This is a genomic window from Gordonia sp. NPDC127522, from assembly GCF_042672305.1.
GTDB classification, from domain to species: Bacteria; Actinomycetota; Actinomycetes; order Mycobacteriales; family Mycobacteriaceae; genus Gordonia; species Gordonia hongkongensis.
The window spans coordinates 120,654-144,014 of record NZ_JBHXVK010000001.1 but is presented as its reverse complement, the minus strand read 5'-3'; the positions used below and the strand labels follow the sequence as shown (position 1 = coordinate 144,014).

The window sequence follows — 23,361 nt, the reverse complement described above, 5'->3', positions numbered from 1 at the left end:
CCCTAGAGGGTGAGGTGACCCTGCGGGGCGGCAGGGACCACCCGTCCGGCCGTGAGCCCCGGGGTCTGCGATCCTGGACCGATGAGCGAGCCGCACATCACCATCACCTACTGCACGCAGTGCAACTGGCTGCTGCGGGCGTCCTGGATGGCCTCGGAACTGTTGAACACCTTCGGCACCGAGATCGGCTCGGTGACCCTCGTCCCCGGCACCGGCGGGGTGTTCGCCATCGACGTCGACGGCACCCAGATCTGGGAACGCAAGCGGGACGGCGGTTTCCCCGGTGCTCCCGAACTCAAGCGCCGCGTGCGCGACACCGCGCTCCCGGACTGGAACCTCGGGCACTCCGACGTCTCGACCCCCGAGTGACAGTGCCGACCCTCTGCTCCCTGATCCGAACGAACGACCTGCCCTCTGCTCCCTGAGGAGCGCCCGGAGCTTGCGGAGGGCGCGTCACGAAAGGTCTTCGCAACCCGACTCACCAAGACCCTTCGTGACGCTCGCAAGCTCGCTCCTCAGGGAGCAGGGCCTGACGACCAGCGGTCTTGTGGTTCTCGCAGGGGTGGCAGACGCGCTACAGGATCGGCGCCGGCGAGTAGCCCGCGGCGTCGGGGTACTGCCCGATGATCTTCTCCGCGGCCGCGATGACGTCGGCGACCTGCTGCTCGGCGGCGCCCACGAACGCCGTCTTGTCGGCCAGCAGTTCCTCGAGCTGGGTGCGGTCGAGCGGGATACGGTCGTCGGCGGCGAGCCGGTCGAGCAGGTCGGGCTCGCGTCCCTCCTCGCGCATGGCGAGCGCGACCGCGACCGCGTTCTCCTTGATCGCCTCGTGCGCGGTCTCCCGCCCGACGCCGGCGCGCACCGCGGCCATCAGGACCTTGGTGGTCGCGAGGAACGGCAGATAGCGGTCGAGTTCGTTGGCGATCACGGCCGGGTAGGCGCCGAACTCGTCGAGCACGGTCAAGAAGGTCTCCATCAGTCCGTCGATCGCGAAGAATGCGTCGGGCAGGGCCACGCGACGGACGACCGAGCAGAAGACGTCGCCCTCGTTCCACTGCGCGCCCGCCAGTTCGGCGGCCATCGAGCCGTATCCGCGGAGTACGACCGCGAGCCCGTTGACGCGTTCGCAGCTGCGGGTGTTCATCTTGTGCGGCATCGCCGAGCTGCCGACCTGACCGGGCTGGAAGCCCTCGGTGACCAGCTCGTGGCCCGCCATCAGTCGGATGGTGTGGGCCAGCGACGACGGCGCGGCCGCCAGCTGCACGAGTGCCGACACCACGTCGTGGTCGAGCGACCGCGGATAGATCTGGCCGACCGAGGTGAACGAGCGGGCGAACCCGAGATGATCGGCCACCCGGCCCTCGAGGTCGGCGAGCTTCACCGCGTCGCCACCGAGCAGGTCGAGCATGTCCTGCGCGGTCCCCATCGGCCCTTTGATCCCGCGCAGCGGGTAGCGGTCGATGAGTTCGCGCAACCGGGTGAGCGCGATCATCAGCTCGTCGGCCGCCGAGGCGAACCGCTTGCCGAGCGTGGTGGCCTGGGCGGCGACGTTGTGACTGCGTCCGGCCATCACCGTCGACGAGTAGTCGGCGGCGCGCGCGACGATGCGCGCGAGCACCGCCACGCCGTGGGCGTGGACGTGTTCGAGCGAACGCAGGATCTGCAGCTGCTCGACGTTCTCGGTGAGGTCGCGGCTGGTCATGCCCTTGTGGATCTGCTCGTGGCCGGCCAGCGCGTTGAACTCCTCGATGCGGGCCTTCACATCGTGGCGGGTGACCCGCTCACGTTCGGCGATGGAGGCGAGATCGACCTGGTCGACGACGCGCTCGTAGTCGGCGATGGCGTCGGCCGGTACATCGATGCCCAGGTCGCGCTGCGCCTTGAGGACCGCGATCCACAGTCGCCGTTCGAGCTCGATCTTGGTGCTCGCCGACCACAGTTCGGCGAGATCGGCGGAGGCATAGCGGCTGGCCAGGACGTTGGCGATGACGGGCTTCGACACCCGGTCAGTGTAGGTCGCGGCCGTCGCGATCCTCAAAACCCGGCGAGGGCCGAGCACACACGGTCAGAACGCGATGCACGCCCCGTTGGACCCGTAACCCTGTCGCACGCGGACGAATGTCGGCGCCGACACCTTGCCGTTCTGCACGGCATACAGATACTTGTCACCGGTCCGGTGCGGGACCCAGGTGGTCGAGGCGAGAGCACCCTGCGGCAGGTCGCGTCCCACGAAACGCGGCGGCAGACCCGCCTTGACCTCGAAGAACTCGACCCAGCCGGACGAGTTGACCGCCACGGTCAGCGGATAGGTGCAGCCGGTGCCGTAGACCGCCGAGGAGAACGGGATCGACGCATCCACCCGTCCGGCCGGCGCCGCCTGCGCCGTCGGGGCGACGAACGCCGTCGCTCCCATGACCGCGGCGCCGAGCGCGGCCCCGACTCCCACCATCCATCGTCTCGCTGACACGCGATCCCCTTCCCCGTCGGTGACCTGACGCCCCATCGTGTCATCGCCGCGTCCACCGCGCGGTGAGTTCGCGAGGTTCGGCCCGGACACCCTGTCCGGTCACTCCCGCGGGGCGAGGACGTCGACGACGTCGAGCAGGGCGTCGCGCACCGCGTCGACCGGCCGCACGGCCGTCTGGGACAACGCTCCCACGATGGCTCCGTCCTCGATGCCGATCAGTTGCGCGATATGCGCCGGATCGGCGACCCGGTGCGACTTCACCAGGACCTCGCAGTGGTGGAACGCCAGCGATTGTCCTCGGCTCGCGACGACCTCGCGCAGTAGCGGATACCGGGCCGCGAGCGCGATCATCTCGTACCGCGCGGACAGTTGCTGGAGGGTGGTGTCGGAACCGACGAAGACGTCGGCGAGGGCACCCGCCGTCGCCGTGCTGCCCCGGTGCCGGCGCGGAAGAGCGTTGCAGCGGGCGGCGACTGCGGTCTCGTCGTGCGCGCACAGATTGGCGGCGGCCTCGGCCATCAGGTCGTCGAGGGACCCGAAGTAGTAGGTGGTCGACGCCAGCGGTAGTTGCGCGCGCTCGGCCACCGCGCGATGACGCACCGCGTCGAAGCCTCCTTCGAGCAGCAACTCGCCGGCAGCCTCGATCAGTCGAGACCGCCGCCGCGCACCCTTCGGTGTCGCCGCCGAGGTCATCATGGGAGACAATGCTGCCAAAGGGCCGGTACCGTCGTATCGCTTTCACCAAAGCGATACACGCCCAGGCGGATTCCCGTATAAGCCCGCTGACCTCGGCGGAATGCCGACGGCGGTCGGTCGTCAGTCGGACGTCGGACAGAGGGGTACGAGGACCACACCCGCGGTTACCGTGACCTCATGCAGTTCGACGGCCTCCATGCTGTCGCCGATTACGCGGCGCTCTACACCTGTCTGCGACAGGTCGCGTTCGCCGACTTCCTGCGCGAACGGCTCGGTAGCTTCGAGTCGCGCTGCGACCAGGCGGAGCGGTCCGTCGTCTTCACCTCGACGGCCTCGTCCGACCCGGACGGGCAGCGCGACTGTGTCCGTTCGCGTGCCACCCTGATCGCGGTCATCGAATCGGACGCGATCGTGTGGGGGTGGGCCCATCCCCGCGGCGAACCGGCGGGTCCTGCCGCGGCGCTGCGCGACGTCGGCTCCCGATTCGGCGTCGATGATTTCGCCGTTCCCCGGGTATCGTTGCCGCCCAGCCTGTCTCGCGACCAGATCGCCGACTACCGGACACAGGCGATCGATATCGTGGCCGCGGCCGCGGTCGAGAGCACCGGGATCAGTCCGTACTGGACGGCACAGCACGACGACGGGGATCTCGCGGTGTACCTCCTCGACGACGTCGCGCTGCCCGAACCGACCTTCGCCGACTTCGCCACCACGATGCCGACGATGATGAGATCACTTGCGGTCAATGATCATCGGGTGGCGATCCACGGGATGGCCGCCCGGCGCGGCTGGCACATCAGCTGGCGCACCGGCTCCGACGGCGGCCGGTCGCCGATCTGCGACGTCACCGACGGCGAGTCGGTGGCGCACGTCGAGTTCGACCGGCGCGCGCGGCCCGTCGACTTCAGCTGTGAACTCGTCGGGCAGGCCTGAGACACTCGCCGTTCGCCCCGCGCCGGCGTGCGGAACCGTGCGACGATCGGGACATGTCCCCCGACAGTCACGAGGACCCCGACATCACCCATCTCCGGCAGGCGATCGACCTTGCCGCCCGGGCCCGCACGCGCGGCGACCACCCGTTCGGCTCACTCCTGGTGGCGCCGGACGGCAGCGTGGTCGCCGAAGCGATGAATTCCGTGGGCACCGCGGGTGACCCGACCGGGCATGCCGAGACGAACGTCGTCCGTGCGGTCGGGCACCTCGATCTCGATACGCGCGCCGGCTGACGCTGTACACCAGCACCGAGCCGTGCGCCATGTGCGCCGGCGCGATCTACTGGGCCGGGGTCGGGACGGTCGTCTACGCGCTCGGCGAGGACGAACTGCGGGAGATGACCGGCGACGATCCCGCCAACCCCACGCTGGCGATGCCGTGCCGACGGATCTTCGAGGCGGGCAGTCGGCCGATCGTGGTACGCGGTCCGTTCGCGCTCGACGCCGCACATGAGGTCCACGCCGGTTTCTGGCAGCACAGCTGAGAGGAGATTCCTCACAACGGTGCGCGTCGGGAGCCATTCCGTTGCGGCGGGACGGGGGTCGGCCATTACCCTGTTGACTCGATGACCCGAGTGCCACCCCTCCCCAGCAATCCCGACGAATACGCCCGTGCGTTCGTCGGGCGTCGTGCTGTCCTGGCCGCCGGCCTCGGCGCCGCCGCGCTGGGGGTCGCCGCGTGCTCGGGGTCGACCCCGCCGACGTCGGTGGAGCCCCGCAAGCTCGAGGGCCGGGCCGACGACGAACTACCGGTCGAGGCGTCGCCGCCACCGGTCACCGGCGGCCCACCGTTGATCACCGGCAGCTTCCGCTCGGCGCGCATGGCCGGGCGTGATACGCGTTGGGCCGTCGCCCGGCCCAACGGGGTGACGGGCACCCTGCCCGTCGTCGTCGTGCTGCACGCGCTCAACACCAACGAGAAGTCGATCTTCGGGCCGAAGCTCGAGATGCAGTCGGTGATGCAGCAGTACGTCGACGCCGGGAACGCGCCGTTCGCGCTGGCCGCCGCCGACATCGGGCGCAACTACTACCACCGACGCACCGACGGCGCCGACGGGGGCGCGATGATCCTCGACGAGTTCCTGCCGATGCTCGCGAGCAACCCCGACCTGGACCTGTCCACCGAGCGCATCGGCCTGTTCGGATGGTCGATGGGCGGGTACGGTGCGTTGCGCCTGGCCGCCATGCTGGGTTCGCCGCGGGTCGCCGCGGTCGCGGTCAGCTCCCCCGCGATGTGGGCCGACCCGCGCAACTTCCCGCCGCGCGCCTTCGACGGCCTCGCCGACTACCAGGCGAACTCACTGTTCGGTGCCCAGCCGAAGTTCGCGAAGATCCCGCTGCTGATCAACATCGGCTCGAGCGATCAGTTCTACACTTACACGCGGCAGTGGGCCGCCGGACTCCGCCCACCGGCGGCGTTCGGGACCGCGGCGGGTGGTCACACCAACCGCTACTGGCGCAGCGTCCTGCCCGAGCAGGTCGAGTTCCTCGGGCGGAACCTGGCGGCCTGAGTCGACCTTCGCTCACCTATTCCGTTCTCGCTCACCCGATTTCGGTGAGCGGGAACGGAACGGGTGAGCGAGACTCAGATGCTGATCCGGCCCTCGAGGGCGTTGCGGCCGATGTCGCGGCGGAAGTGCGAACCGGGGAGCTTGATGTTGGCGATCCGCGCGTAGGCCTGTTCGCGGGCCTCGGCAAGATCGGCGCCCGTGCCCACCACCGCGAGCACCCGCCCACCCGAGGAGACGACGGCGCCGTCGGCGTTGCGCGCGGTGCCGGCGTGCAGCACCCCGTCGGTGTCGGCACCGGTGATGAGGTCGCCGGTGCGCGGCTTGCCGGGGTAGTTCTCCGCGGCGACCACGACGGTGACCGCGGCCCCGTCGCGCCACTGCAGCGGCGGGAGGTCGGCGAGAGCGCCGGTGGCGGTCGCGTGCAGTGCCTGCCCGAGCGGCGATTCGAGCAGGGCCAGCACCGCCTGGGTCTCGGGATCGCCGAAGCGACAGTTGAATTCGACGACGGCGGGCCCGTCCGACCCGATTGCCAGGCCGGCGTACAGCAGGCCGGAGAACGGGATGCCGCGTCGAACCATCTCGGCGGCAACGGGTTTGACGACCTCGTCGACGATGCGCGTCGTCATCTCGGCGGGCAGCCAGGGCAACGGCGTGTAGGCACCCATCCCGCCGGTGTTCGGTCCGGCGTCGTCGTCCCCGACCCGCTTGTGGTCCTGCGCGGGCAGCAGGGGCACCACGGTCTCGCCGTCGACGAGGCAGAACAGCGACACCTCCGGCCCGTCGAGGAAGCTCTCCAGCAGGACGGGGTGGCCGCTCTCGAGGCACTCGGCGGCGTGGTCGCGGGCGACGTCGCGGTCCGCGGTGACGACAACGCCCTTACCCGCGGCGAGTCCGTCGTCCTTGACCACCCAGGTCGGGCCGAAGCGGTCGAGCGCGGCGTCGAGCCGGGCGGGGTTGTCGACGATCTCGGCGTGGGCGGTCGTGACCCCCGCGGCCTTCATGACGTCCTTCGCGAACGCCTTCGAACCCTCGATCTGCGCGGCCTCGGCACTCGGGCCGAAGGTCGCGATGCCGGCCGCGCGCAGGGCGTCGGCGACCCCGAGGACCAGGGGCACCTCGGGACCGATGACCACGAGGTCGGCGCCGATCTCGCGTGCCAGCGCCACGACCGCGTCGCCGGAGACGGCGTCGACGGGATGGTTGGTGGCGATCGACGAGGTGCCGGCGTTGCCCGGGGCGACGTGCAGGTCGGTGACCGCCGGATCGTTCGCCAGACCGATGAGGAGGGCATGTTCGCGGCCGCCCGAGCCGATCACGAGTACGCGCACGTCCATGACTCTAAACGCCGGTACCCGTGACCACCCAAACGGTGTCGCCGCCGGTCAGCTCGTGGGCTGGGTGAGGTCGTACAGGGTCACGCCGTCGACGGTGACGGCGGTGAAGTTCTCCTGCACCCAGGTGCTGATCTGCGACGACGGTAGCGACGAGTTGCCGCCCATGCCGCCCCCCATACCGGGACCAGAACCGCCACCGATGAAGTAGTGGATCTTCTTCGAGGCCACGAGCTGCTGGAATTCGGCCAGGGTCGGCGACGGATCGCTGCCGTTGAATCCGCCGATCGGCATGACCGAGTGTCCGGTCTCGAGCTGGTAGCCCGACGCCGACATCGAGCCCACGGCAGCTGCGACCCACGTGTACTCGGCGGCGTCGGCGGTGAGCCTGTCCACGAGCGCCGCCGACGGCGTCGAACCGCGGAGCAGTCCTCCGGCGCCGTCGCCACCGCGACCGCCCCCATCCTGTTGACCCATACCGGGCATCCCCCGCCCCGGTGCTCCCGATCCCTGCGGTGGCATGCCGGACATGCCCCGTCCGCCGGGACCACCCGGGCCACCTCGTCCACCCGGTCCACCGCCACCGGGACCGAATTCACCCTCGACGCGCGGTCCGGCGGTGATGATGGATCCGCTCTTCTCGGTTGCGATCGTGTCGACGGTGTAGGCGACTGGACCGGCCAGGCCCGCCATGATGGCCCCGATGAGCGCTGCGGTCGCGATGCTCCGACGCCGGGTGAAGACCATGGCCACCGCGGCGAGGAGCCCCACGACGAGGACCGCGTATCGCAGCCACGGCACGAAGTCGGGTGTGCGATCGAGCAGGACGAAGCCCCAGATCGCGGCAGCCGCGACGGAGATCCCGAGCGCGATCCGCACCCACAGCCGGTCCCGGTGCGACCAGCACACCGCGGCGCCGCCGGCGACGACCGCGGCGACCGCGGGAGCCAGTGCCGCCGTGTAGTACTGATGGAAGATCCCGGCCATGAAGCTGAAGACACCCATCGTGACCAGCAGCCAGAGCGCCCAGACGACCAGGTACGCACGGCGCGGGTCGGTTCGGCGGGCCCTGCCGACCAGTACGAGTGCCACGGCGGCGAGGACCAGGCCGGTCGGGATGAGCCAGGCGATCTGACCGCCCTGCGCGGGTTCGAACATCCGCAGCCAGCCGGTCTCGCCCCACGCGCCGCCCCCACCGCCGGGCCCACCCGGTCCACCGCCCATGCCCTCCATCGCGTTTCCCCCACCGCCGGGGACGACGGCACCGGTCTCGTTGCCGTTGAGCCGGCCGAGGCCGTTGTAGCCGAGGGTCAACTCGAGGATCGAGTTGTTCTGCGAGCCGCCGATGTACGGACGCGAGGACGCGGGCCACAACTCGACCGCGAGAATCCACCAGCCCGCGCTGACGATCATCGCGCCGAGCGCGGCGAACAGTTGTCCGATCCGACGCAACCAACCACGCGGCCCGAAGGCGAGGTAGGTGACCGCCAGCGGCGGCACGATGAGCATGACCTGGAGTTGCTTGGTGAGGAAACCGAAGCCGACGAACACGCCGGTCAGGACCAACCATCGCCGGCGGCCGTCCTCGAGGCCCTTCATCATCGACCAGACGGCCGCGATCATCAGCAGGATGAGCAGCGCCTCGGGGTTGTCGAAGCGGAACATCATCGCCGCGACCGGTGTCACCGCGAGGATCACCCCCGCGAGGATGCCGGCCCAGTGGCCGAAGTACTTCCGCGTGATCAGGTAGAGCAGCGCCACCGAGGCGACACCCATCAGCGCCTCGGGCACCAGGATCGACCACGAGTTGACCCCGAAGATCCGGGCGCTGAGCCCCGGAATCCACAGTGAGGCAGGCGGTTTGTCCACCGTGATGGAGTTCGCCATGTCCGACGACCCGAAGAACCACGCCTTCCACGACTGGGAACCGGCCTGGATCGCAGCCGAGTAGAAGGAGTTGGCCCACCCGTTGATCGACAGGTTCCACAGGTAGGCCACCGTGGTGCCGACCAGTAGCGCCGCCAGCGAGAGACGTTCCCAGATGGCACTTTTCGCCGGGGAGCGCGTCACTACTGAGGAATCTGCGGGCGCCGCAACGGAGCCCGCCGGGAATACGAGGGTGGTACTCACGCGGCAACCTCCGTGTGGTGAGCGGGTGCCTTGCGGAACACCCAGCGGAGACCGACGAACCGGGTGAGCGTCGCCACCAGGTTCGCGACCACCAGGATCATCAGTTCGATGTGTTTCGTCGCGTCGGGGGCGACGGTGTGGAGAACGAAGAGCGCACCCGAGGTGACGACCCAGCCGAAGAGGAAGACGCCGAGGCCAAAGAGCTGGTGACGCAGGGCGTTGTCGCGTCCGCGGATGCCGAAGCTGAAGCGCCGGTTGGCAGCGGTGTTGAGGACCGCGGTGATCGCGAGGGCGACCACGTTCGAGATCTGGGCGCCGAGGAACGAGTGGAGCGCGAGGAACAGCACCGCGTAGGCCAGCGTCGAGGCGACGCCCACCACACAGAAGCGGGCGAGCTGCCCGACCATGCCCGTCGGCACCCCGTCGAGCTGTGGTCCCGCGGCCCGGTCGCGGCCGATGGAGGCGCGCAGCTGGGCGATCGGCAACCGACCCATGGCGAGTGCGAGCCCCACGCGCGCACAGCCTTTCAGATCCGCGATCGCGGTCGGCACGATGTCGACGGTGCTGTCGGGGTCGTCGACCCAGTCCACCGGCACCTCGGTGATGCGCAGACCGATCTGTTCGGCGAGGACCAGCAGCTCGGTGTCGAAGAACCAGCCGGTGTCGGCGACGAACGGCAGCAGTTCGCGGGCGATGTCGGTGCGCGTGGCCTTGAATCCGCACTGCGCATCGGAGAACCGGGCGCCCATCGCAGTGCGCAGCATCAGGTTGTACGAGCGGGAGATGAACTCGCGCTTGGGCCCTCGGACCACGCGTGCGGAGCGGTTGAGGCGCGTCCCGATCGCGATGTCGGAGTGCCGCGACACCAGCGGGGCGATGAGCGGCATCAGGGCGTTGAGGTCGGTCGAGAGGTCGACGTCGCAGTACGCGACGATCTCGGCGTCGCTGTGCTGCCACACCGCGCTCAGCGCGCGTCCGCGGCCCTTCTGTTCGAGGTGGACGACGCGAACGCCCTCGAGTTCACCGGCCAGCGCCACGGCGATCTCGAGGGTCTCGTCGGTGCTGGCGTTGTCGGCGACGGTGATGCGCGACGCGTACGGCACATGCGCGCGCAGGTGGTCGGCCAGACGACGCACCGACGAGGCGATGTCGTCCTGTTCGTTGTAGACGGGGACCACGATGTCGAGTACCGGATTCGGCGTGGAGGTGTCGGCGACGGTGTACATCTGCGCCGGGGCGTCCGGCGGTGCTTCTGGGATCATGCGGACAACTCTCGGTTCCCAGCCTCGCGTCACCCTGCAGGTGAACTGCCGGGTTCCTGTGAACGCTTCGCCGCGCGCACGCCGCGGTGTGGACGGAGGGCGTCGGCGTGTCCGAGGGCGCCACTACATTGGGGCGCATGGCCGCAACCCTCGCCCCGGACCAGCTGACCGCCGCCAACCGCGTCATCACCAGCCTGGCCGGTGAGGGCGCCGCGCTGCGCGACGACCAGCTCCGGGCCGTGACCGCACTGGCCGGCCGGCCCGCCGATCCCACCGAGCGCGGCGCCCGCGTGCTGGTCGTCCAGGCGACCGGGTGGGGCAAGTCGGCGGTCTACTGGTCGGCGACCGCGATCATCCGGGCGGGTGGCGGGGGGCCGACGCTCATCGTGTCGCCGCTGCTGTCGCTCATGCGCGACCAGGTCGCCGCCGCCGCTCGCGGTGGGCTGTCGGCGGCGACGCTCAACTCGTCCAATGTCGACGAGTGGTCGATGATCGAGGCACAGCTGCGCGCCGGCGACCTCGACGTGCTGCTCGTGTCACCGGAACGGCTCGCCAATCCGGGCTTCGGTCGCCGGGTCCTCGACGCCTTGGCCGGCCACCTCGGCCTGCTCGTCATCGACGAAGCGCACGCGGTGTCCGACTGGGGTCACGATTTCCGCCCGGACTACCGCCGCGTCGCCGACGTGCTGCGTACCGTCAACCCGACGACGCCGGTCCTGGCCACCACCGCCACCGCCAATGCCCGCGTCACCGACGACGTCGCCGCTCAGCTCGACGCCGGGTCCGGTGGTGAGCCGACACTCGTCCTCCGCGGACCGCTGGCGCGGAAGTCGTTGCATCTCAACGTTCTCGACGGCCTCTCCCCGGTCCAGCGGTACGGGTGGGTCGCGCAGTCGCTGCCGGCTCTGCCGGGATCGGGCATCGTCTACGTGCTGACCGTCGCCGACGCCGACCGCCTGGTCGAGGCGATCCGGGCCGTCCATGGCGACACCGTCGCGGTGGCCGCCTACACCGGCCAGCTCGACGCCGACCGCCGCCACGAACTCGAGGACGCGTTGCTGCGCAACGAGGTCAAGGCGCTGGTCGCGACGTCGGCGCTCGGAATGGGTTACGACAAGCCCGATCTCGGCTTCGTGGTGCACGTCGGGTCACCGCCGTCGCCGGTCTCCTACTACCAGCAGGTCGGCCGTGCCGGACGCGCCCTCGACGACGCCGTCGTGATGCTCCTGGCGTCGCAGACCGACGACCGGATCTGGGACCACTTCGCGACGGCGACGATTCCCGACCCGGACAAGATGCGTGACCTGCTCGCTGCCCTGGAATCCGCGGCGGAGCCGCAGTCGGTGGTGCAGCTCGAGGCCGCCACCCGCTTCCGGCGCACGCGTATCGAGTTGATGCTCAAGCAGCTGGCGGTCGACGGCGTCACCGACCGGACCGCCGACGGGTGGGTCGTCACCGGCAAGCCCTGGACCTACGACGCCGAGCACTACGACGGCATCCTCGCCGTGCGCCGTCGGGAGGCCGACATCATGCGCGCCTACATCGCGGGCCGCACGTGCCTCATGCGGCTGCTGACCGAGTCCCTCGACGACCCGCAGGCCGCGGACTGCGGACGCTGCTCGGTCTGCCGGGGCGCCCTCAGCGAAGGACTCCCCGATTCGGTCGACGCCGAGGTCGTGCGCACCGTGACCTCGACGCTGCGCCGCAAGGCCCAGACGCTGGACCCCCGCAAGATGTGGCCCGGCGGCGAATTCGGGCGTCGCGGAAGGATTTCCGCCGATCTCCTGGCTGAGCCGGGTCGTGTCCTGGCCCATGCCGACGCCCCGGAGTGGATCGAGGTGCTGGCCGCGGCCCGCAACGGCGACGAGCGCGCGCTCGCCGAGTTGGGCGACGCCGCGGTCGCGACGCTGGCCGCGTGGGTGCGCGACACCGGCATCCGGGCCGACGTCATCGTGTCGCTCCGTCTGACCGGCACCGTCCTGGCCGAGACCTTGGCCGACCACCTGCGGAAGGTCGGGAAACGCGAGGGCGGCAGTTTTCCCGTGCGCATGGGCGATCCGCCCACCGACGCGACCGGCGCGGTCGAGGCCGCATATTGGCGGGACCACCTCGGCGACGCGCCGGACGTCTCGGGCCGCACCGTGATGCTCGTGGTCGATGCCAACGGCTCGGGCTGGCCGATCACGCTGGCCGCCGCCGCCCTCCGCGAGGCCGGCGCCACCGCGGTGCTACCGCTGCTGATCCACCGGACGGTGTAGTTCAGTCGGCGACGTACTCGCCGTAACCGAGCGAGCGCAGACTCGCGCGGATCTTCTCGGCCGCGGCGTCGAGGTCCTCGGGACGGGCGTTCTTGTTCGCGTTCGCGAGGTCGAAGGTCTCGAGCGTCAGCGCCGGGAACACGTGGACATGCACGTGCGGGACTTCGAGGCCGGCGATGAGCAGGCCCATCCGCGGAGCGTCGAAGGCGTCCTTCACCGCGCGACCCACGTTCTGCGCGACGGCGCTGAGGTGCGCGAATGCGGCGGTGTCCATCTGCTCCCAGTGGTCGACCTCGGCGCGGGGAACCACCAGGACGTGACCGGGCGTGACCGGTTCGATCGTGAGGAACGCGACCGCCTCGCCGTCCTTCCAGACGAATCGACCGGGGAGATCGCCGTTGATGATCATGCTGAAGACCGATGCCATGGGCCGAGTCTAGGTGTTGCGGCCGTCGCCACGGTGACGCTGCGGGCGACGGCGAGTGTTGTCCCGGGATGTCGGGGGTCCATGACATTCTTTTCGGTGTGAGTGGGCCAGAATCATCCCGGGCAGGACGCACGTCCCGAGCCGTCGTCGGATCCAGCGACGTCCTGGCCCGCGCCCAACGGTTCCCCCGCCTCCGGTACATGGGGTCGAAGTACCGGCTGCTGCCCCACCTCGAACGCACCTTCGCCGAGATCGGCGGATCCACCGCGGTCGACGCCTTCTCGGGTTCCGGGGTGGTGTCCTACCTGCTGAAGGCGCAGGGCTTCGAGGTCGTCGGCAACGACTTCCTCAACTTCCCGCACATCATCACCCGCGCGTCGGTGGCCAATTCGAGTGTCCGGCTCGAGCCGGAACTGATCGATGCCATCTGCGGTCCGCCCGCCGACGATCGCGACTACATCTCGCGGACCTTTGACGGGCTGTACTTCACCACCGAGGACCGTGCGTTCCTGGACTCCGCGTGGTCGCACATCGACGCACTGCGCGGTTACCGACGCGATCTCGCGATCGCCGCCCTCGTCCTCTCGGCAGCGCGCAAACAACCCCGTGGCGTGTTCACCTTCACCGACTCGACGCGTTACGCCGACGGTCGTCGCGACCTGACGATGTCGCTGCGCGACCACTTCCGTCTGCGGGCGGCCGCGGATTACAACGCCACCGTGTTCAGCAACGGACGCAACAGCCGGAGCGTGCAAGGCGACATCTTCGACCTCGAATTACCCTGGGCAGCACCGGACCTCGTGTACCTCGATCCTCCGTACGCCCCGCCGACCGACGACAACGACTACATCAAGCGCTACCACTTCCTCGAAGGCCTGTCGGCCTACTGGCGCGGGATGAGCATCATGGAGAACACCAAGACCAAGAAGCTGCCGAAACGCTTCACCCCCTTCGCCTACAAGCGGACCATCGAGGACGCGCTGCTGCGCACCTTCGAACACTTCGAGGACGCCGGCGCCATCGTGCTCTCGTACTCGTCGAATGCGTTGCCGGGCAAAGATCGCATCGTCGACCTGCTCGGGAAGGTCAAGCCGTCGGTGGAGGTCATCGCGATCGACCACAAGTACAGCTTCGGCACCCACGCGGCAGCGACCCGTCGCGACGTCAGCGAGTACCTGTTCATCGGCCGGGACTGAGTTGGACGACTATCCACGATGAGCACCGCGGGCGACTTCGACGACTATCTGCAATCGTTGGGACGGTTGACCTCTCACGTCGACCCGACCGCGTCGACGCCGGAGGCCGAGCGGATCACCCAGGCCACGGCGCGCCTCGGCGAGCTCCTCGACACCGACATCGCGGGCCTGGCGGCGTGGGTGCGCGACAACCCCACCGATGTCCCCGTACTGGGGCTCGCCGTCGGGCTGTCCCAGGAGAAGCTGAAGAACGCCCTGCGCGACCGGTTCGACACCAGCGGCTGGCATGCATTGGCGCGCGCACAACCGGTCGAGCTGGTGACCTGGCTCGACACCGAGTTCGACCTGGTCCGCATGCTGCGCACCCAGCTGTCCCGCACGTTCACCTTCGCCGACATCCTCGTGGCCCGCGCCGGCACCCGCGCAACCGCCACCCGCGCGGGCGCGTCGGGTCGGCGCATCGAGGACGAGATCGAGGACATCGCCCGCGACATCGGTCTCGACTACGTCACCCGCTCGCGGTTCGCGGGACGCAACGGCCGGACCGCGCCGGCCGACCTCATCGTCGGCGATCCGGCGTCGGCCGACATCGTGGTGGCGGCCAAGGGGTTCGACTCGACCGGTTCCAAACTCACCGACGCGGTCCGGGAGATCGAGGAGATGGCCGAGGTGCGGCTGCCGACCCAGCTCGTCCTCGCGGTGATCGACGGGATCGGTTGGAAGTCACGGCAATCCGACTTGCGCCGCATCCATCAGCTGTGGGCGAACCGGCAGATAGACGGGATGTACACGCTCGTCGGACTCGACCGGTTCCGCGACGACGTCACCGAGTTCGCCACGTTGCGCCGGTTGATCTAATCGGCCTCCGCGAGCGGTAGGCGCACCCAGAACGTCGCTCCCACACCGGGGCTCGTGTCCACGCCGACGCGGCCGCCGTGCGCGGCGACCAGTGCCGCGACGATCGAGAGGCCGAGGCCGCTACCGCCGCCGGAACCGCGATGCCGCGAGGAGTCGCCGCGGTAGAAGCGCTCGAAGACGTGCTCGGCATCCTCCGCCGAGATGCCCGGACCCGTGTCGGCGACGGTCAGCACCGCTTCGCCTGCACCGTCGTCGACGGCCACCCCGACCGTGATCGAGGCGTCCGGCGGGGTGTGGTTGACGGCGTTGCCGATGAGGTTGCGCAGCACCTGCACGAGGCGCGGCCCGTCGCCGAGGACGACCGGCGGACGGTCGCCCGGGACGACGTCGAGCCGGATCTCGCGCTCGGCTGCGGCGACACGGGCGCTCTGCACGGTATCGGCGGCCAGGCCGAGGAGATCGACGGGCGCCGAGTCGAGCGGCCGTTGCGCGTCGAGGCGCGCGAGCATCAGCAGATCCTCCACCAGCAGGTTCATCCGGCCGGCCTCGTCGTCGATGCGCCGCATCGCGTCGGTGACATCGGGAACGCCGCCCTGCGAATAGAGTTCGGCGAATCCCTTGATGGACGTCAGCGGGGTCCGCAGTTCGTGGCCGGCGTCGGCGACGAAACGGCGCATCCGCTCCTCGGAGGCGCGGGCCTGCTGTTCGGACGCGGCCGTCGAGGCGAACGCATGCTGGATCTGGCCGAGCATCCGGTTCAGCGAGTCCGACAGACTGCCGACCTCGGTGTTCGGCGGTGCCGGCGGGACGCGCCGTGTCAGATTGCCCTCCGCGATCTCGTGCGCGGTCTCCTCGACCCGGCGAAGCGGGCGCAGGCTCGTGCGGACCAGCACGTAGCTCAGCACCCCGATGAGCAGGAGGACCAGCGCACCGATCGCGAGCTGCAGCCAGATCAGCCTGCTGACCGTGTCGTCGATGTCGGACATCGGGGTGGCCACGATGGATCTGCCGAAGCCGTTGCTGTGCTTGATGACCCGCCACTGCGGCCCGTCACCGTCGACGGACGGGACGGTGACGGGTCCGGCATTGTCGCGGGTCAGCCCGTCGAGGTCGGGAGCGTCGTCGAACTGGTTGTAGACGTTGTCCGCGGACACCCCTCCGGGCCCGTAGACGACCGACTCGACGTAGTAGGGCGACGGGGGCCTGCGCGGCCCGGGCGGGCCCGGGCCGTCGCCCAGGAACCCGCGGGGTTCGGCCCACGTGCGTACGGCGTTCTCCAGGCCCTCGTCGGCGCGCGAGATCAGATCCTGGCGCATCGACGAGGTCACCGCGACACCGGAGGCGAGGAGTCCGACGGCGACGAGCAACACCGTCAGCGCCACCAGCGAGACCCGTAGTGGGACACCGCGCTTCCGCGTGCCACGGCCGGTACTCGGCACCGTCGCATCAGTCACGGGGCTCACGCATCACGTAGCCGACGCCGCGGAGGGTGTGGATGAGTCGCCTGTCCCCGGTGTCGAGCTTGCGCCGAAGGTACGACACATAGGATTCGACGACGTTCACCTCGCCGCCGAAGTCGTAGTTCCAGACATGGTCGAGGATGCGCGGCTTCGACAACACCGTGCCCGCGTTCACCATGAAGTAGCGCAACAGCGTGAACTCCGTCGGCGAGAGGGCGACCAGTTCGCCCGCCTTGAACACCTCGTGGGTCTCGTCGTCGAGTTCGATGTCGGCGAAGGTGATCTTCGACGACGCGCGCCTCTGGTCGTCGAAACCGCTGCGGCGCAGCAACACCTGTAGCCGGGCGACGACCTCTTCGAGACTGAAGGGTTTGGTGACGTAGTCGTCCCCGCCGATGGTGAGGCCGTTGATCTTGTCCTCCACCGTGTCGCGCGCCGACAGGAACAGGGCCGGCGCCTCGACCCCGTCGGCACGCAGCCGGCGCAGCAGCCCGAACCCGTCCATCCCCGGCATCATCACGTCGAGGACGAGGACGTCGGGTTTGGCGGTCCGGCAGCGGTCGATGGCCGCCGGGCCATCGGCCGCTGTCTCGACGTCGTAGCCCTGGAACCTCAGCGACACAGACAGCAGCTGACGGATGTTCTCCTCGTCGTCGACCACGAGGACCTTCGCGCCGCGCGTGCCGTTCTGTTTCGCCGCTTCACTCACACGACCAGAGTCCCAGCCGGCCCTGGAACCTCACTGTAGGCACGCTGGGAGATTCCTGTGAACGCTGACCTGCGGTTTCTCTCCAGGACGACGATCTACGCCTCCGGATCACCGTATGCGGCGGCCATCTCCTCCGAGGCGCGCCAGCGCGAGTAGGTCGGGCTCTGCGGCCAGCCGTCGGGCGAATCCTGCCACTCCTCCTGGCGTCCGTAGGGCAGGACGTCGAGGAGTCCGAAGGTGAATCCGAGTTGTTCGGTACCACGACCGGTCGAGTGCCAGGTGCGATACACGGTGTCGCCGTCGCGGAGGAAGACGTTGAGGGCGAAGCCTTCGCCCGGGGCGGCGTCGACGTCGGCGGAGAAGGTCGTACCCGCCGACGAGTACCAGTCCATGCGGTTACCGACGCGCCGCTTGTAGGCCAGGATCTCGTCCATCGGCCCGTGCGTGATGATGACGAACCGCGCGTCGTAGTCGGCGAGGTAGTCGAGCCGGCTGAACTGGGTGGTGAACCCGGTACAGCCCGGGCACTGGAACCGGGCGCCGTCGGTCCACATGTGGTTGTAGACGATCAGCTGTGACCGTCCGTCGAAGACGTCGACGAGTCGAATCGGCCCGTCGGGCCCGGTGAGGACGTAATCGTCCATCTCGACCATCGGGAGTCGACGACGCTGCGCTGCCACCGCGTCGAGTTCTCGGGTGGCCGCCTTCTCGCGGCGGCGTAGGTCGGCCAGCGCCGCCGCCCAGGTCTCGCGGTCGGCTACGGGTGGGAGTGCCGCGGTCATGACGATGCCTTTCGCTCGGTGGGGAGAACAGTCCACCGGGTCTGACCCCCGCCCGTGGCGGAATTCATCGGACGGCAGCGCACCCCGCTACGGGGTGGAGAGGGCGTACGTGCTCTGGAGTCGGCGCACGTGTTCGCGGACCTCGTACAGTTCCCGGCGCGCTGCTCGCTGCGCCTTCTCGCCACCGACACCGGCCTGCAGCCGGTCCACGAGCGAGTCCGCGACGCGTTCCAGCTCGTCGACCAGCACCCGCGCCTGCGCCTGCGCGGCCGGGTCGATGGGTCGCCGTGACGGAACCATGGGTGTCATCGTAGGTTCCCCATTCGTCGACCGCTCAGGATCACCGTCGGCCACCGGGCCGCCGGCCGACATTGAGTGCCGATGGCGACGAGATGAACTGTCAGTGAATCCATCCGTCGTGACAGTCGACGTTGTCGCATTCGCACTAAATTGTGTGCATGGATGCTAATGACGAGCGGCGTCAGATCAGCGAAGTACAGGACCGGCTGATCGGCCTCTATTCACACCGACGACCTGAAGACGTCGCCGCCGCGGTCGAGCAGGCCTACGAGCACTTCAGCGGGACCGAAGTCCGCGACTTCGTGCCGCTGCTGGTGGAGCGCCGCGCGAACAAGGCTCTCGGCGGCACCGACGTGATGGCCGACCCGACCACTGTCCCGCCGCACGTCGGGGAGTGAGCCGGGCCGGGGTCGCGTCCTTGTGATGCGGCTCCGGCGGTCAGCAGCACCCAGTGGTCGCGCTGAGTACCCGGCGCAGCGCTTCCAGAGACTCCGGCCGTGATCGGTAGTAGACATTCATCCCGCGACGTTCACTGGAGACCATTCCGGCCTTACGTAGTTGACCCAGGTGATGGCTCGTCGTTGCTTCGGTGAGCCCGACCGCGGTCGCGAGATCGCAGGTGCAGATCCCGTCTCCGCTGTCGGCGAGAAGGATCGAGACCAGCCTGATTCGCACCGGATCGGCAAGAGCCTTGAGCCGCAACGCGATCTCGAGAGCCGTGGCGTCGTCGAGTGGTGCTGCCGACACGGGCGCACAGCAGATGGGTGCGCTGATGTCGACCATCGGCAGGGTCTTGGGCATGATCCGACCCTACCCTCCCTATTGACATATGTCGAAAAGGTGGCATTCTGCAAGAACGTCCTGATTCGACATATGTCTCACAGGTGAAGGTGGTTCCCCTCATGTCCCGCATGCAACTCGCACTCAATGTCGATGACCTCGATACCGCGATCGAGTTCTACTCCAAGCTGTTCGACACCGCACCGGCCAAGCGAAAGCCCGGATACGCGAACTTCGCGATCGTCGAACCCCCGCTGAAATTGGTGCTCCTGGAGAATCCGGGTCAGGGAGGCACGATCAATCATCTCGGGGTGGAGGTCGAATCGAGCGAGACGGTGCATGCCGAGATCGCCCGACTGTCCGGCGAAGGCATGTTCACACAGCAGGAGATCGACTCCACTTGTTGTTTTGCGACGCAAGACAAGGTGTGGGTCACCGGTCCGAGCGACGAAAAGTGGGAGATCTACACCGTGCTCGCGGATTCCGACACCTTCGGAACCAGCCCGAAGCTGTTGGCCCAGGGCGGTGTCGACGAATCCGCCGAGGGGTCGGTGTGCTGCGGCGGTAGCGCCACCGACCCCGCCGACGCTCGCACAGCCTGCTGCTGACCGAGCGTCGTCGTTCTTGTCGGTGGGCGGTCGTATGGTGATGTCATGCAGTTCGGGGGCGGTGACGCAGACGCTTCGGGTATCGATCCCGAAGACGAAATATTGCTGCCCGCAGCGCTTTCCGATACCGAGTTGTCTGCCGGTGAACTCGTGGACGTCATCACCCACTGCGCGTCGATCACCTCCGCCGCCTCGTACCGTCTCCTGACCGCGGCAAGCCTGCTGCACGAGGAACGCGAACTCGACTACCACCTACGCCGCACCGAAAGTCATGACGGTCAGGCCACCTCCGCAGACGACCTGCACCGCCGCGCCGCCGAGGCCGCCGCCGGGATCGACCCCTACGCCGAATTCGGTCCCGACGGTTTCGACCAGGCCACCGCCGAACTCGGTGCGGCACTGATGATCCCCGCCGCGCAAGCCCGTGACCTCATCCGCACCGGAGACGTCCTGCGCTACCGCCTCATGCTCACCGGCAACACCATGGCCTGCGGACGGATAGACCAACGCCGCTTCACCATCGCCATGAAACGCACCGACTACGTCTCCGACGCCGACATGCAAACCGTGGATGCCCATCTCGCCGAAGCGATCCTGGCCCGCCCGCCGATGTCGACGACCCAGTTCACCACCCTGGTCGACGCCATCGTCGCCCAACACGCCCCCGACGCGGTCCGCCGCCGCCGTGACCGCGCCACCCGCGATCGCCACATCACCATCGCACCCGACCGATTCCAACCCGGCCAAGCCCGCATCACCGGCAGCCTGCCGGTCACCGACGCCGCCGCATTCAACGCCCAACTCGACGCGATGGCCGCCTCCGTGCACCCCGACGACCCCCGCGACACAAGGCAACGACGCGTCGACGCGATGATCGCCCTCGCCGCCCACCTCGACACCCTGCCGTGCCGCTGCCCGCACTGCGCTCCGGTGCCCGAACCGGTCGACCTCGACGACACCGACAACGAGCCGGAGATGGAAAGCCTCTCGGCAGCAGTCGAATCCGGCGACACCAGTGCGGAAGCACCGGACCCGATTCCGGCACCCGAACCGGCCCCGGCACCCACCGCCGGACCGCATCGGCCGGTGCCGACGTTCCACATCGTGGTGAACCTGTCGACTCTGCTCGGCGTCGACGACGACCCCGGATTCCTCGACGGCCACGGCCTCATCGACGCCGACACCATGCGCTCACTGCTCGCCGATGCCCGTCGTTCCTTCGTCACCACCGACATCCACGCCGATGCGGCAGCCGAATCCCGCTACACCCCGAGCCGCACACTCCAGACCCTGGTGCGCTGCGGCGAATTGTGCTGCACCTTCCCCGGCTGTAATCAGCCGGTGTGGACCACCGATCTCGACCACACCATCCCGTTCGACCACGACTTGCCGCAGGCCGGTGGCGCCACCACGCAGCGCAACCTCAAACCGCTGTGCCGTTTTCACCACCGCATCAAAACCTTCGGCATGTGGCGCGACTACCAAGACGAGTACATGACGGCCTGGTTCCAGTCCCCGACCGGACACACCTTCATCGGTAACGCCTGCAACGGCCGCGACCTGTTCGGTTACCTCGTCCCCGGGCGGCCACCCGACCACCCCGCCCGCAGCAAGCTCGCCGATCAGCGCGAAACCCGCACCACCACCCACCGTCGCGAGATCGACGCGTGGAACGCCGCCAACCCACCACCGTTCTGAACGCTCACCGCTCCAAGCGGTCGGTGAGGTCGCGGATGCGGGTGGTGATGTCGTCGCGGATCAACCGCATCCGTTCGAGGTCGTCGATGCCTCGATCGGAGGGTTCGTCGGTGTTCCACACCTCGACACGGACCCCGTCGGGCGTGGTGACCTCGGCAGTGCCGACCACCACGACCAGATCCGCGGCTCGCATCATCTCGTCCGTGAGCTGTCGTGGCCGGTGTCCGCCGGCGTCGGCTCCGACCTCGGCGAGCACCTGCGCGGACAGTTCGTTGACCTGCCCGCCGATCTTCGCGTTGGTTCCGGCGGACGACGCCGCGATCCGGTCGGTGACCGTCGACGAGAGACGTTCGGCCATCACGGATTTGCCACGGTTGCTGACGCACACGAACAACACATCGATGGGGTCAGACATGGCGCACGGGCTCCCCGGCCGAGTCGGGTGTTGCAGAGAACCGTTTCCGCAACGCGAGGGACACATAGACCAGGGCGACGAGGACGGGGACCTCGATGAGCGGTCCGATGACCCCGGCGAGAGCCTGACCGGAGGTCGCACCGTAGGTGGCGATCGCGACGGCGATGGCGAGTTCGAAGTTGTTGCCGGCGGCGGTGAACGCGAGTGTGGTGGTGCGTGCATACCCCAGCCCCATCGCGGCGCCGAGCACGAACCCACCGCCCCACATCACCGCGAAGTAGATCAGCAGCGGCAGAGCGATACGCGCGACGTCCCAGGGCTGCGACATGATCTGCTCACCCTGCAACGCGAACAGGATGACAATGGTGAACAGCAACCCGTAGAGGGCCCACGGACCGAGACGCGGCAGGAACGCGGATTCGTACCACTCGCGGCCCCTGGTCCGTTCACCGATCCGGCGGGTCAGGTAGCCGGCGACCAGCGGGATGCCGAGGAAGATCAGGACCGACTTCGCGATCTGCCACGGCGAGGCGTCGATGGTCGTCTGTTCGAGGCCGAGCCAGCCAGGTAACACGGAAAGGTAGAACCAGCCCAGCACGGCGAACATGATCACCTGGAATACCGAGTTCAGCGCGACCAGGACGGCAGCGGCTTCGCGGTCACCGCACGCCAGGTCGTTCCAGATGATGACCATCGCGATGCACCGCGCCAGCCCGACGATGATCAGTCCGGTCCGGTATTCCGGCAGGTCCGGGAGCAGGAGCCAGGCCAGCGCGAACATCAACGCCGGGCCGATGATCCAGTTCAATGCCAGTGACCCGAGCAGCAGGCGACGGTCGGCGGTGACCGAGTCGAGCCGGTCATAGCGCACCTTGGCCAGCACCGGATACATCATGATCAGCAGCCCGAGTGCGATCGGCAACGAGATGCCGTCGAGCTCGACCGCCGCCAGCGAGTCGCCCACGCCGGGAACACTGCGACCCAGAAGCAGACCCACCACCATCGCGGCACCGATCCACACCGGCAGGAACCGGTCGAGAATCGACAGCCTGCCCGCAACGGCGGTTTCGGTGACGTTCATCGTCCGGCCTCACACGAACGCGCTTCCCCCACGACCGTGGCGAGACAGCCGAGCAGCCCCGACAATTCTTGTAGTGCAAAAGTGTTCACGCGGTAGTACACCCAGGTCGCGCGTCGCTCGCTCGTCACCAGACCCGCTTCGCGCAGCACTCTCAGATGGTGCGAGATCGTCGACTGCGAGAGGTCGAACGGTCCGGAGATGTCGCACACGCACGCCTCACCTCCCGGATGCGCGGAGATCTCGGACAACAACCGCAACCGGACCGGGTCCGCGAGTGCCTTCAACGCCGGAGCGACGGTCTCCGCCTCGTCGGTCGTCATGCCGCGGGAGACCGTCGCCAGCAGGTTCTGGTTCGACATTCATCAATATTGACACATGTCGAACCAAGCGAAAGCATCGA

General features: G+C 68.7%; 26 protein-coding genes. 11 read left to right on the top strand and 15 right to left on the bottom strand.

What is annotated here, in order from left to right; translation table 11 throughout:
* Window positions 1-81 precede the first annotated feature (81 nt).
* Window positions 82-369: a SelT/SelW/SelH family protein gene (locus ACFVHY_RS00710; protein WP_065629099.1), complete on the top strand. Its 288-nt coding sequence runs from the start codon at window positions 82-84 to the stop codon at window positions 367-369.
* A 205-nt stretch (window positions 370-574) separates the two neighbouring features.
* On the opposite strand, the gene purB is transcribed toward ACFVHY_RS00710, so the two are convergent.
* The 3 genes from purB to ACFVHY_RS00695 all read right to left on the bottom strand — a co-directional run bounded on the left by purB (window position 575) and on the right by ACFVHY_RS00695 (window position 3,160).
* Window positions 575-2,002 carry an adenylosuccinate lyase gene (gene purB, locus ACFVHY_RS00705; protein WP_390267053.1) on the bottom strand — a complete coding sequence of 476 codons (1,428 nt, stop codon included), beginning with the start codon at window positions 2,000-2,002 and terminating at the stop codon, window positions 575-577.
* Between the two features lie 63 nt (window positions 2,003-2,065).
* Entirely contained in the window at window positions 2,066-2,467 is a 402-nt protein-coding gene (locus tag ACFVHY_RS00700; protein WP_065631490.1) for a hypothetical protein, read from the bottom strand.
* Window positions 2,468-2,566: 99 nt separating this feature from the next.
* Complete coding sequence (locus ACFVHY_RS00695; RefSeq protein WP_171011670.1) at window positions 2,567-3,160, bottom strand: TetR/AcrR family transcriptional regulator; 594 nt, start codon at window positions 3,158-3,160, stop codon at window positions 2,567-2,569.
* Window positions 3,161-3,340: 180 nt separating this feature from the next.
* Here ACFVHY_RS00695 and ACFVHY_RS00690 point away from each other — a divergent pair, with 180 nt between their 5' ends.
* From ACFVHY_RS00690 to ACFVHY_RS00675, 4 genes are all read left to right on the top strand, one after another.
* Entirely contained in the window at window positions 3,341-4,096 is a 756-nt protein-coding gene (locus ACFVHY_RS00690) for a DUF6882 domain-containing protein (RefSeq protein ID WP_390267050.1), read from the top strand.
* A gap of 53 nt (window positions 4,097-4,149) precedes the next feature.
* Entirely contained in the window at window positions 4,150-4,389 is a 240-nt protein-coding gene (locus ACFVHY_RS00685; RefSeq protein ID WP_390267046.1) for a hypothetical protein, read from the top strand.
* 29 nt (window positions 4,390-4,418) lie between these two features.
* A complete protein-coding gene (locus ACFVHY_RS00680) occupies window positions 4,419-4,640 on the top strand; it encodes a hypothetical protein (RefSeq protein ID WP_390267043.1) in 222 nt (73 codons plus the stop codon).
* Window positions 4,641-4,721: 81 nt separating this feature from the next.
* Window positions 4,722-5,666 carry an alpha/beta hydrolase gene (locus ACFVHY_RS00675; protein ID WP_390267041.1) on the top strand — a complete coding sequence of 315 codons (945 nt, stop codon included), beginning with the start codon at window positions 4,722-4,724 and terminating at the stop codon, window positions 5,664-5,666.
* A gap of 74 nt (window positions 5,667-5,740) precedes the next feature.
* On the opposite strand, the gene purD is transcribed toward ACFVHY_RS00675, so the two are convergent.
* From purD to ACFVHY_RS00660, 3 genes are read right to left on the bottom strand one after another with little or no spacing between them, the layout of a single operon-like run.
* Window positions 5,741-6,994 carry a phosphoribosylamine--glycine ligase gene (purD, locus tag ACFVHY_RS00670; protein WP_390267039.1) on the bottom strand — a complete coding sequence of 418 codons (1,254 nt, stop codon included), beginning with the start codon at window positions 6,992-6,994 and terminating at the stop codon, window positions 5,741-5,743.
* Between the two features lie 54 nt (window positions 6,995-7,048).
* Entirely contained in the window at window positions 7,049-9,067 is a 2,019-nt protein-coding gene (locus ACFVHY_RS00665; RefSeq protein ID WP_390267036.1) for an ArnT family glycosyltransferase, read from the bottom strand.
* A 56-nt stretch (window positions 9,068-9,123) separates the two neighbouring features.
* The gene (locus ACFVHY_RS00660) at window positions 9,124-10,389 is read right to left on the bottom strand and encodes a glycosyltransferase (protein WP_390267033.1); all 1,266 of its coding nucleotides are present in this window, start codon (window positions 10,387-10,389) and stop codon (window positions 9,124-9,126) included.
* 137 nt (window positions 10,390-10,526) lie between these two features.
* On the opposite strand from ACFVHY_RS00660, the gene ACFVHY_RS00655 reads away from it, so the two are divergent.
* The gene (locus ACFVHY_RS00655; protein ID WP_390267031.1) at window positions 10,527-12,647 is read left to right on the top strand and encodes a RecQ family ATP-dependent DNA helicase; all 2,121 of its coding nucleotides are present in this window, start codon (window positions 10,527-10,529) and stop codon (window positions 12,645-12,647) included.
* Between the two features lies 1 nt (window position 12,648).
* Here ACFVHY_RS00655 and ACFVHY_RS00650 read toward each other — a convergent pair whose 3' ends face one another.
* A complete protein-coding gene (locus ACFVHY_RS00650) occupies window positions 12,649-13,074 on the bottom strand; it encodes an HIT family protein (protein ID WP_277244257.1) in 426 nt (141 codons plus the stop codon).
* Between the two features lie 200 nt (window positions 13,075-13,274).
* Here ACFVHY_RS00650 and ACFVHY_RS00645 point away from each other — a divergent pair, with 200 nt between their 5' ends.
* Window positions 13,275-14,270 (top strand): DNA adenine methylase, encoded by a 996-nt coding sequence (locus ACFVHY_RS00645; RefSeq protein WP_390268753.1) that lies wholly within the window; start codon window positions 13,275-13,277, stop codon window positions 14,268-14,270.
* 18 nt (window positions 14,271-14,288) lie between these two features.
* Window positions 14,289-15,128 (top strand): hypothetical protein, encoded by an 840-nt coding sequence (locus ACFVHY_RS00640; RefSeq protein ID WP_165630595.1) that lies wholly within the window; start codon window positions 14,289-14,291, stop codon window positions 15,126-15,128.
* Here ACFVHY_RS00640 and ACFVHY_RS00635 read toward each other — a convergent pair.
* From ACFVHY_RS00635 to ACFVHY_RS00620, 4 genes are all read right to left on the bottom strand, one after another.
* A complete protein-coding gene (locus tag ACFVHY_RS00635; protein WP_390267026.1) occupies window positions 15,125-16,582 on the bottom strand; it encodes a sensor histidine kinase in 1,458 nt (485 codons plus the stop codon). The two genes, ACFVHY_RS00640 and ACFVHY_RS00635, sit on opposite strands and share 4 nt — an antisense overlap.
* Window positions 16,575-17,297, bottom strand: coding sequence for a response regulator transcription factor (locus ACFVHY_RS00630; RefSeq protein WP_390267023.1), 723 nt, complete (start codon window positions 17,295-17,297; stop codon window positions 16,575-16,577). The genes ACFVHY_RS00635 and ACFVHY_RS00630 overlap by 8 nt, the downstream gene beginning before the upstream one ends.
* A 95-nt stretch (window positions 17,298-17,392) precedes the next feature.
* Window positions 17,393-18,079, bottom strand: coding sequence for a DUF899 domain-containing protein (locus ACFVHY_RS00625; protein WP_390267020.1), 687 nt, complete (start codon window positions 18,077-18,079; stop codon window positions 17,393-17,395).
* 87 nt (window positions 18,080-18,166) lie between these two features.
* Complete coding sequence (locus ACFVHY_RS00620) at window positions 18,167-18,379, bottom strand: hypothetical protein (RefSeq protein ID WP_390267017.1); 213 nt, start codon at window positions 18,377-18,379, stop codon at window positions 18,167-18,169.
* Between the two features lie 158 nt (window positions 18,380-18,537).
* On the opposite strand from ACFVHY_RS00620, the gene ACFVHY_RS00615 reads away from it, so the two are divergent.
* Window positions 18,538-18,777, top strand: coding sequence for a three-helix bundle dimerization domain-containing protein (locus tag ACFVHY_RS00615; RefSeq protein ID WP_065631505.1), 240 nt, complete (start codon window positions 18,538-18,540; stop codon window positions 18,775-18,777).
* A 40-nt stretch (window positions 18,778-18,817) separates the two neighbouring features.
* Here ACFVHY_RS00615 and ACFVHY_RS00610 read toward each other — a convergent pair whose 3' ends face one another.
* Complete coding sequence (locus ACFVHY_RS00610; RefSeq protein WP_390267014.1) at window positions 18,818-19,180, bottom strand: Rv2640c family ArsR-like transcriptional regulator; 363 nt, start codon at window positions 19,178-19,180, stop codon at window positions 18,818-18,820.
* A 101-nt stretch (window positions 19,181-19,281) separates the two neighbouring features.
* On the opposite strand from ACFVHY_RS00610, the gene ACFVHY_RS00605 reads away from it, so the two are divergent.
* Both ACFVHY_RS00605 and ACFVHY_RS00600 read left to right on the top strand, forming a co-directional pair.
* The gene (locus ACFVHY_RS00605; RefSeq protein WP_390267011.1) at window positions 19,282-19,767 is read left to right on the top strand and encodes an ArsI/CadI family heavy metal resistance metalloenzyme; all 486 of its coding nucleotides are present in this window, start codon (window positions 19,282-19,284) and stop codon (window positions 19,765-19,767) included.
* A 45-nt stretch (window positions 19,768-19,812) separates the two neighbouring features.
* The gene (locus ACFVHY_RS00600) at window positions 19,813-21,465 is read left to right on the top strand and encodes a DUF222 domain-containing protein (protein WP_390267008.1); all 1,653 of its coding nucleotides are present in this window, start codon (window positions 19,813-19,815) and stop codon (window positions 21,463-21,465) included.
* 4 nt (window positions 21,466-21,469) lie between these two features.
* Here the strand turns inward: ACFVHY_RS00600 and ACFVHY_RS00595 are convergent, their stop codons facing one another.
* From ACFVHY_RS00595 to ACFVHY_RS00585, 3 genes are read right to left on the bottom strand one after another with little or no spacing between them, the layout of a single operon-like run.
* On the bottom strand, window positions 21,470-21,880 hold the full coding sequence (locus ACFVHY_RS00595) for a low molecular weight phosphatase family protein (protein ID WP_390267005.1): 411 nt from the start codon (window positions 21,878-21,880) through the stop codon (window positions 21,470-21,472).
* Window positions 21,873-22,961: an ACR3 family arsenite efflux transporter gene (gene arsB, locus ACFVHY_RS00590; RefSeq protein WP_390267002.1), complete on the bottom strand. Its 1,089-nt coding sequence runs from the start codon at window positions 22,959-22,961 to the stop codon at window positions 21,873-21,875. Before arsB ends, ACFVHY_RS00595 begins: the two co-directional genes overlap by 8 nt.
* On the bottom strand, window positions 22,958-23,320 hold the full coding sequence (locus tag ACFVHY_RS00585) for an ArsR/SmtB family transcription factor (RefSeq protein WP_390266999.1): 363 nt from the start codon (window positions 23,318-23,320) through the stop codon (window positions 22,958-22,960). Before ACFVHY_RS00585 ends, arsB begins: the two co-directional genes overlap by 4 nt.
* Between the last annotated feature and the right edge of the window lie 41 nt (window positions 23,321-23,361).

What these genes read in the sequence shown, in the direction of transcription:
- ACFVHY_RS00660 (WP_390267033.1), bottom strand. Translation starts at nt 10,389, where the DNA reads ATGATCCCAGAAGCACCGCCGGACGCCCCGGCGCAGATGTACACCGTC.
- ACFVHY_RS00675 (WP_390267041.1), top strand. Translation starts at nt 4,722, where the DNA reads ATGACCCGAGTGCCACCCCTCCCCAGCAATCCCGACGAATACGCCCGT.
- ACFVHY_RS00595 (WP_390267005.1), bottom strand. Translation starts at nt 21,880, where the DNA reads ATGTCTGACCCCATCGATGTGTTGTTCGTGTGCGTCAGCAACCGTGGC.
- ACFVHY_RS00645 (WP_390268753.1), top strand. Translation starts at nt 13,275, where the DNA reads ATGGGGTCGAAGTACCGGCTGCTGCCCCACCTCGAACGCACCTTCGCC.
- ACFVHY_RS00610 (WP_390267014.1), bottom strand. Translation starts at nt 19,180, where the DNA reads ATGCCCAAGACCCTGCCGATGGTCGACATCAGCGCACCCATCTGCTGT.
- ACFVHY_RS00685 (WP_390267046.1), top strand. Translation starts at nt 4,150, where the DNA reads ATGTCCCCCGACAGTCACGAGGACCCCGACATCACCCATCTCCGGCAG.
- ACFVHY_RS00695 (WP_171011670.1), bottom strand. Translation starts at nt 3,160, where the DNA reads ATGACCTCGGCGGCGACACCGAAGGGTGCGCGGCGGCGGTCTCGACTG.
- ACFVHY_RS00585 (WP_390266999.1), bottom strand. Translation starts at nt 23,320, where the DNA reads ATGTCGAACCAGAACCTGCTGGCGACGGTCTCCCGCGGCATGACGACC.
- ACFVHY_RS00620 (WP_390267017.1), bottom strand. Translation starts at nt 18,379, where the DNA reads ATGGTTCCGTCACGGCGACCCATCGACCCGGCCGCGCAGGCGCAGGCG.
- ACFVHY_RS00710 (WP_065629099.1), top strand. Translation starts at nt 82, where the DNA reads ATGAGCGAGCCGCACATCACCATCACCTACTGCACGCAGTGCAACTGG.
- ACFVHY_RS00600 (WP_390267008.1), top strand. Translation starts at nt 19,813, where the DNA reads ATGCAGTTCGGGGGCGGTGACGCAGACGCTTCGGGTATCGATCCCGAA.
- ACFVHY_RS00640 (WP_165630595.1), top strand. Translation starts at nt 14,289, where the DNA reads ATGAGCACCGCGGGCGACTTCGACGACTATCTGCAATCGTTGGGACGG.
- ACFVHY_RS00605 (WP_390267011.1), top strand. Translation starts at nt 19,282, where the DNA reads ATGTCCCGCATGCAACTCGCACTCAATGTCGATGACCTCGATACCGCG.
- arsB (WP_390267002.1), bottom strand. Translation starts at nt 22,961, where the DNA reads ATGAACGTCACCGAAACCGCCGTTGCGGGCAGGCTGTCGATTCTCGAC.
- ACFVHY_RS00650 (WP_277244257.1), bottom strand. Translation starts at nt 13,074, where the DNA reads ATGGCATCGGTCTTCAGCATGATCATCAACGGCGATCTCCCCGGTCGA.
- ACFVHY_RS00655 (WP_390267031.1), top strand. Translation starts at nt 10,527, where the DNA reads ATGGCCGCAACCCTCGCCCCGGACCAGCTGACCGCCGCCAACCGCGTC.
- ACFVHY_RS00615 (WP_065631505.1), top strand. Translation starts at nt 18,538, where the DNA reads ATGGATGCTAATGACGAGCGGCGTCAGATCAGCGAAGTACAGGACCGG.
- ACFVHY_RS00680 (WP_390267043.1), top strand. Translation starts at nt 4,419, where the DNA reads ATGTGCGCCGGCGCGATCTACTGGGCCGGGGTCGGGACGGTCGTCTAC.
- ACFVHY_RS00625 (WP_390267020.1), bottom strand. Translation starts at nt 18,079, where the DNA reads ATGACCGCGGCACTCCCACCCGTAGCCGACCGCGAGACCTGGGCGGCG.
- ACFVHY_RS00690 (WP_390267050.1), top strand. Translation starts at nt 3,341, where the DNA reads ATGCAGTTCGACGGCCTCCATGCTGTCGCCGATTACGCGGCGCTCTAC.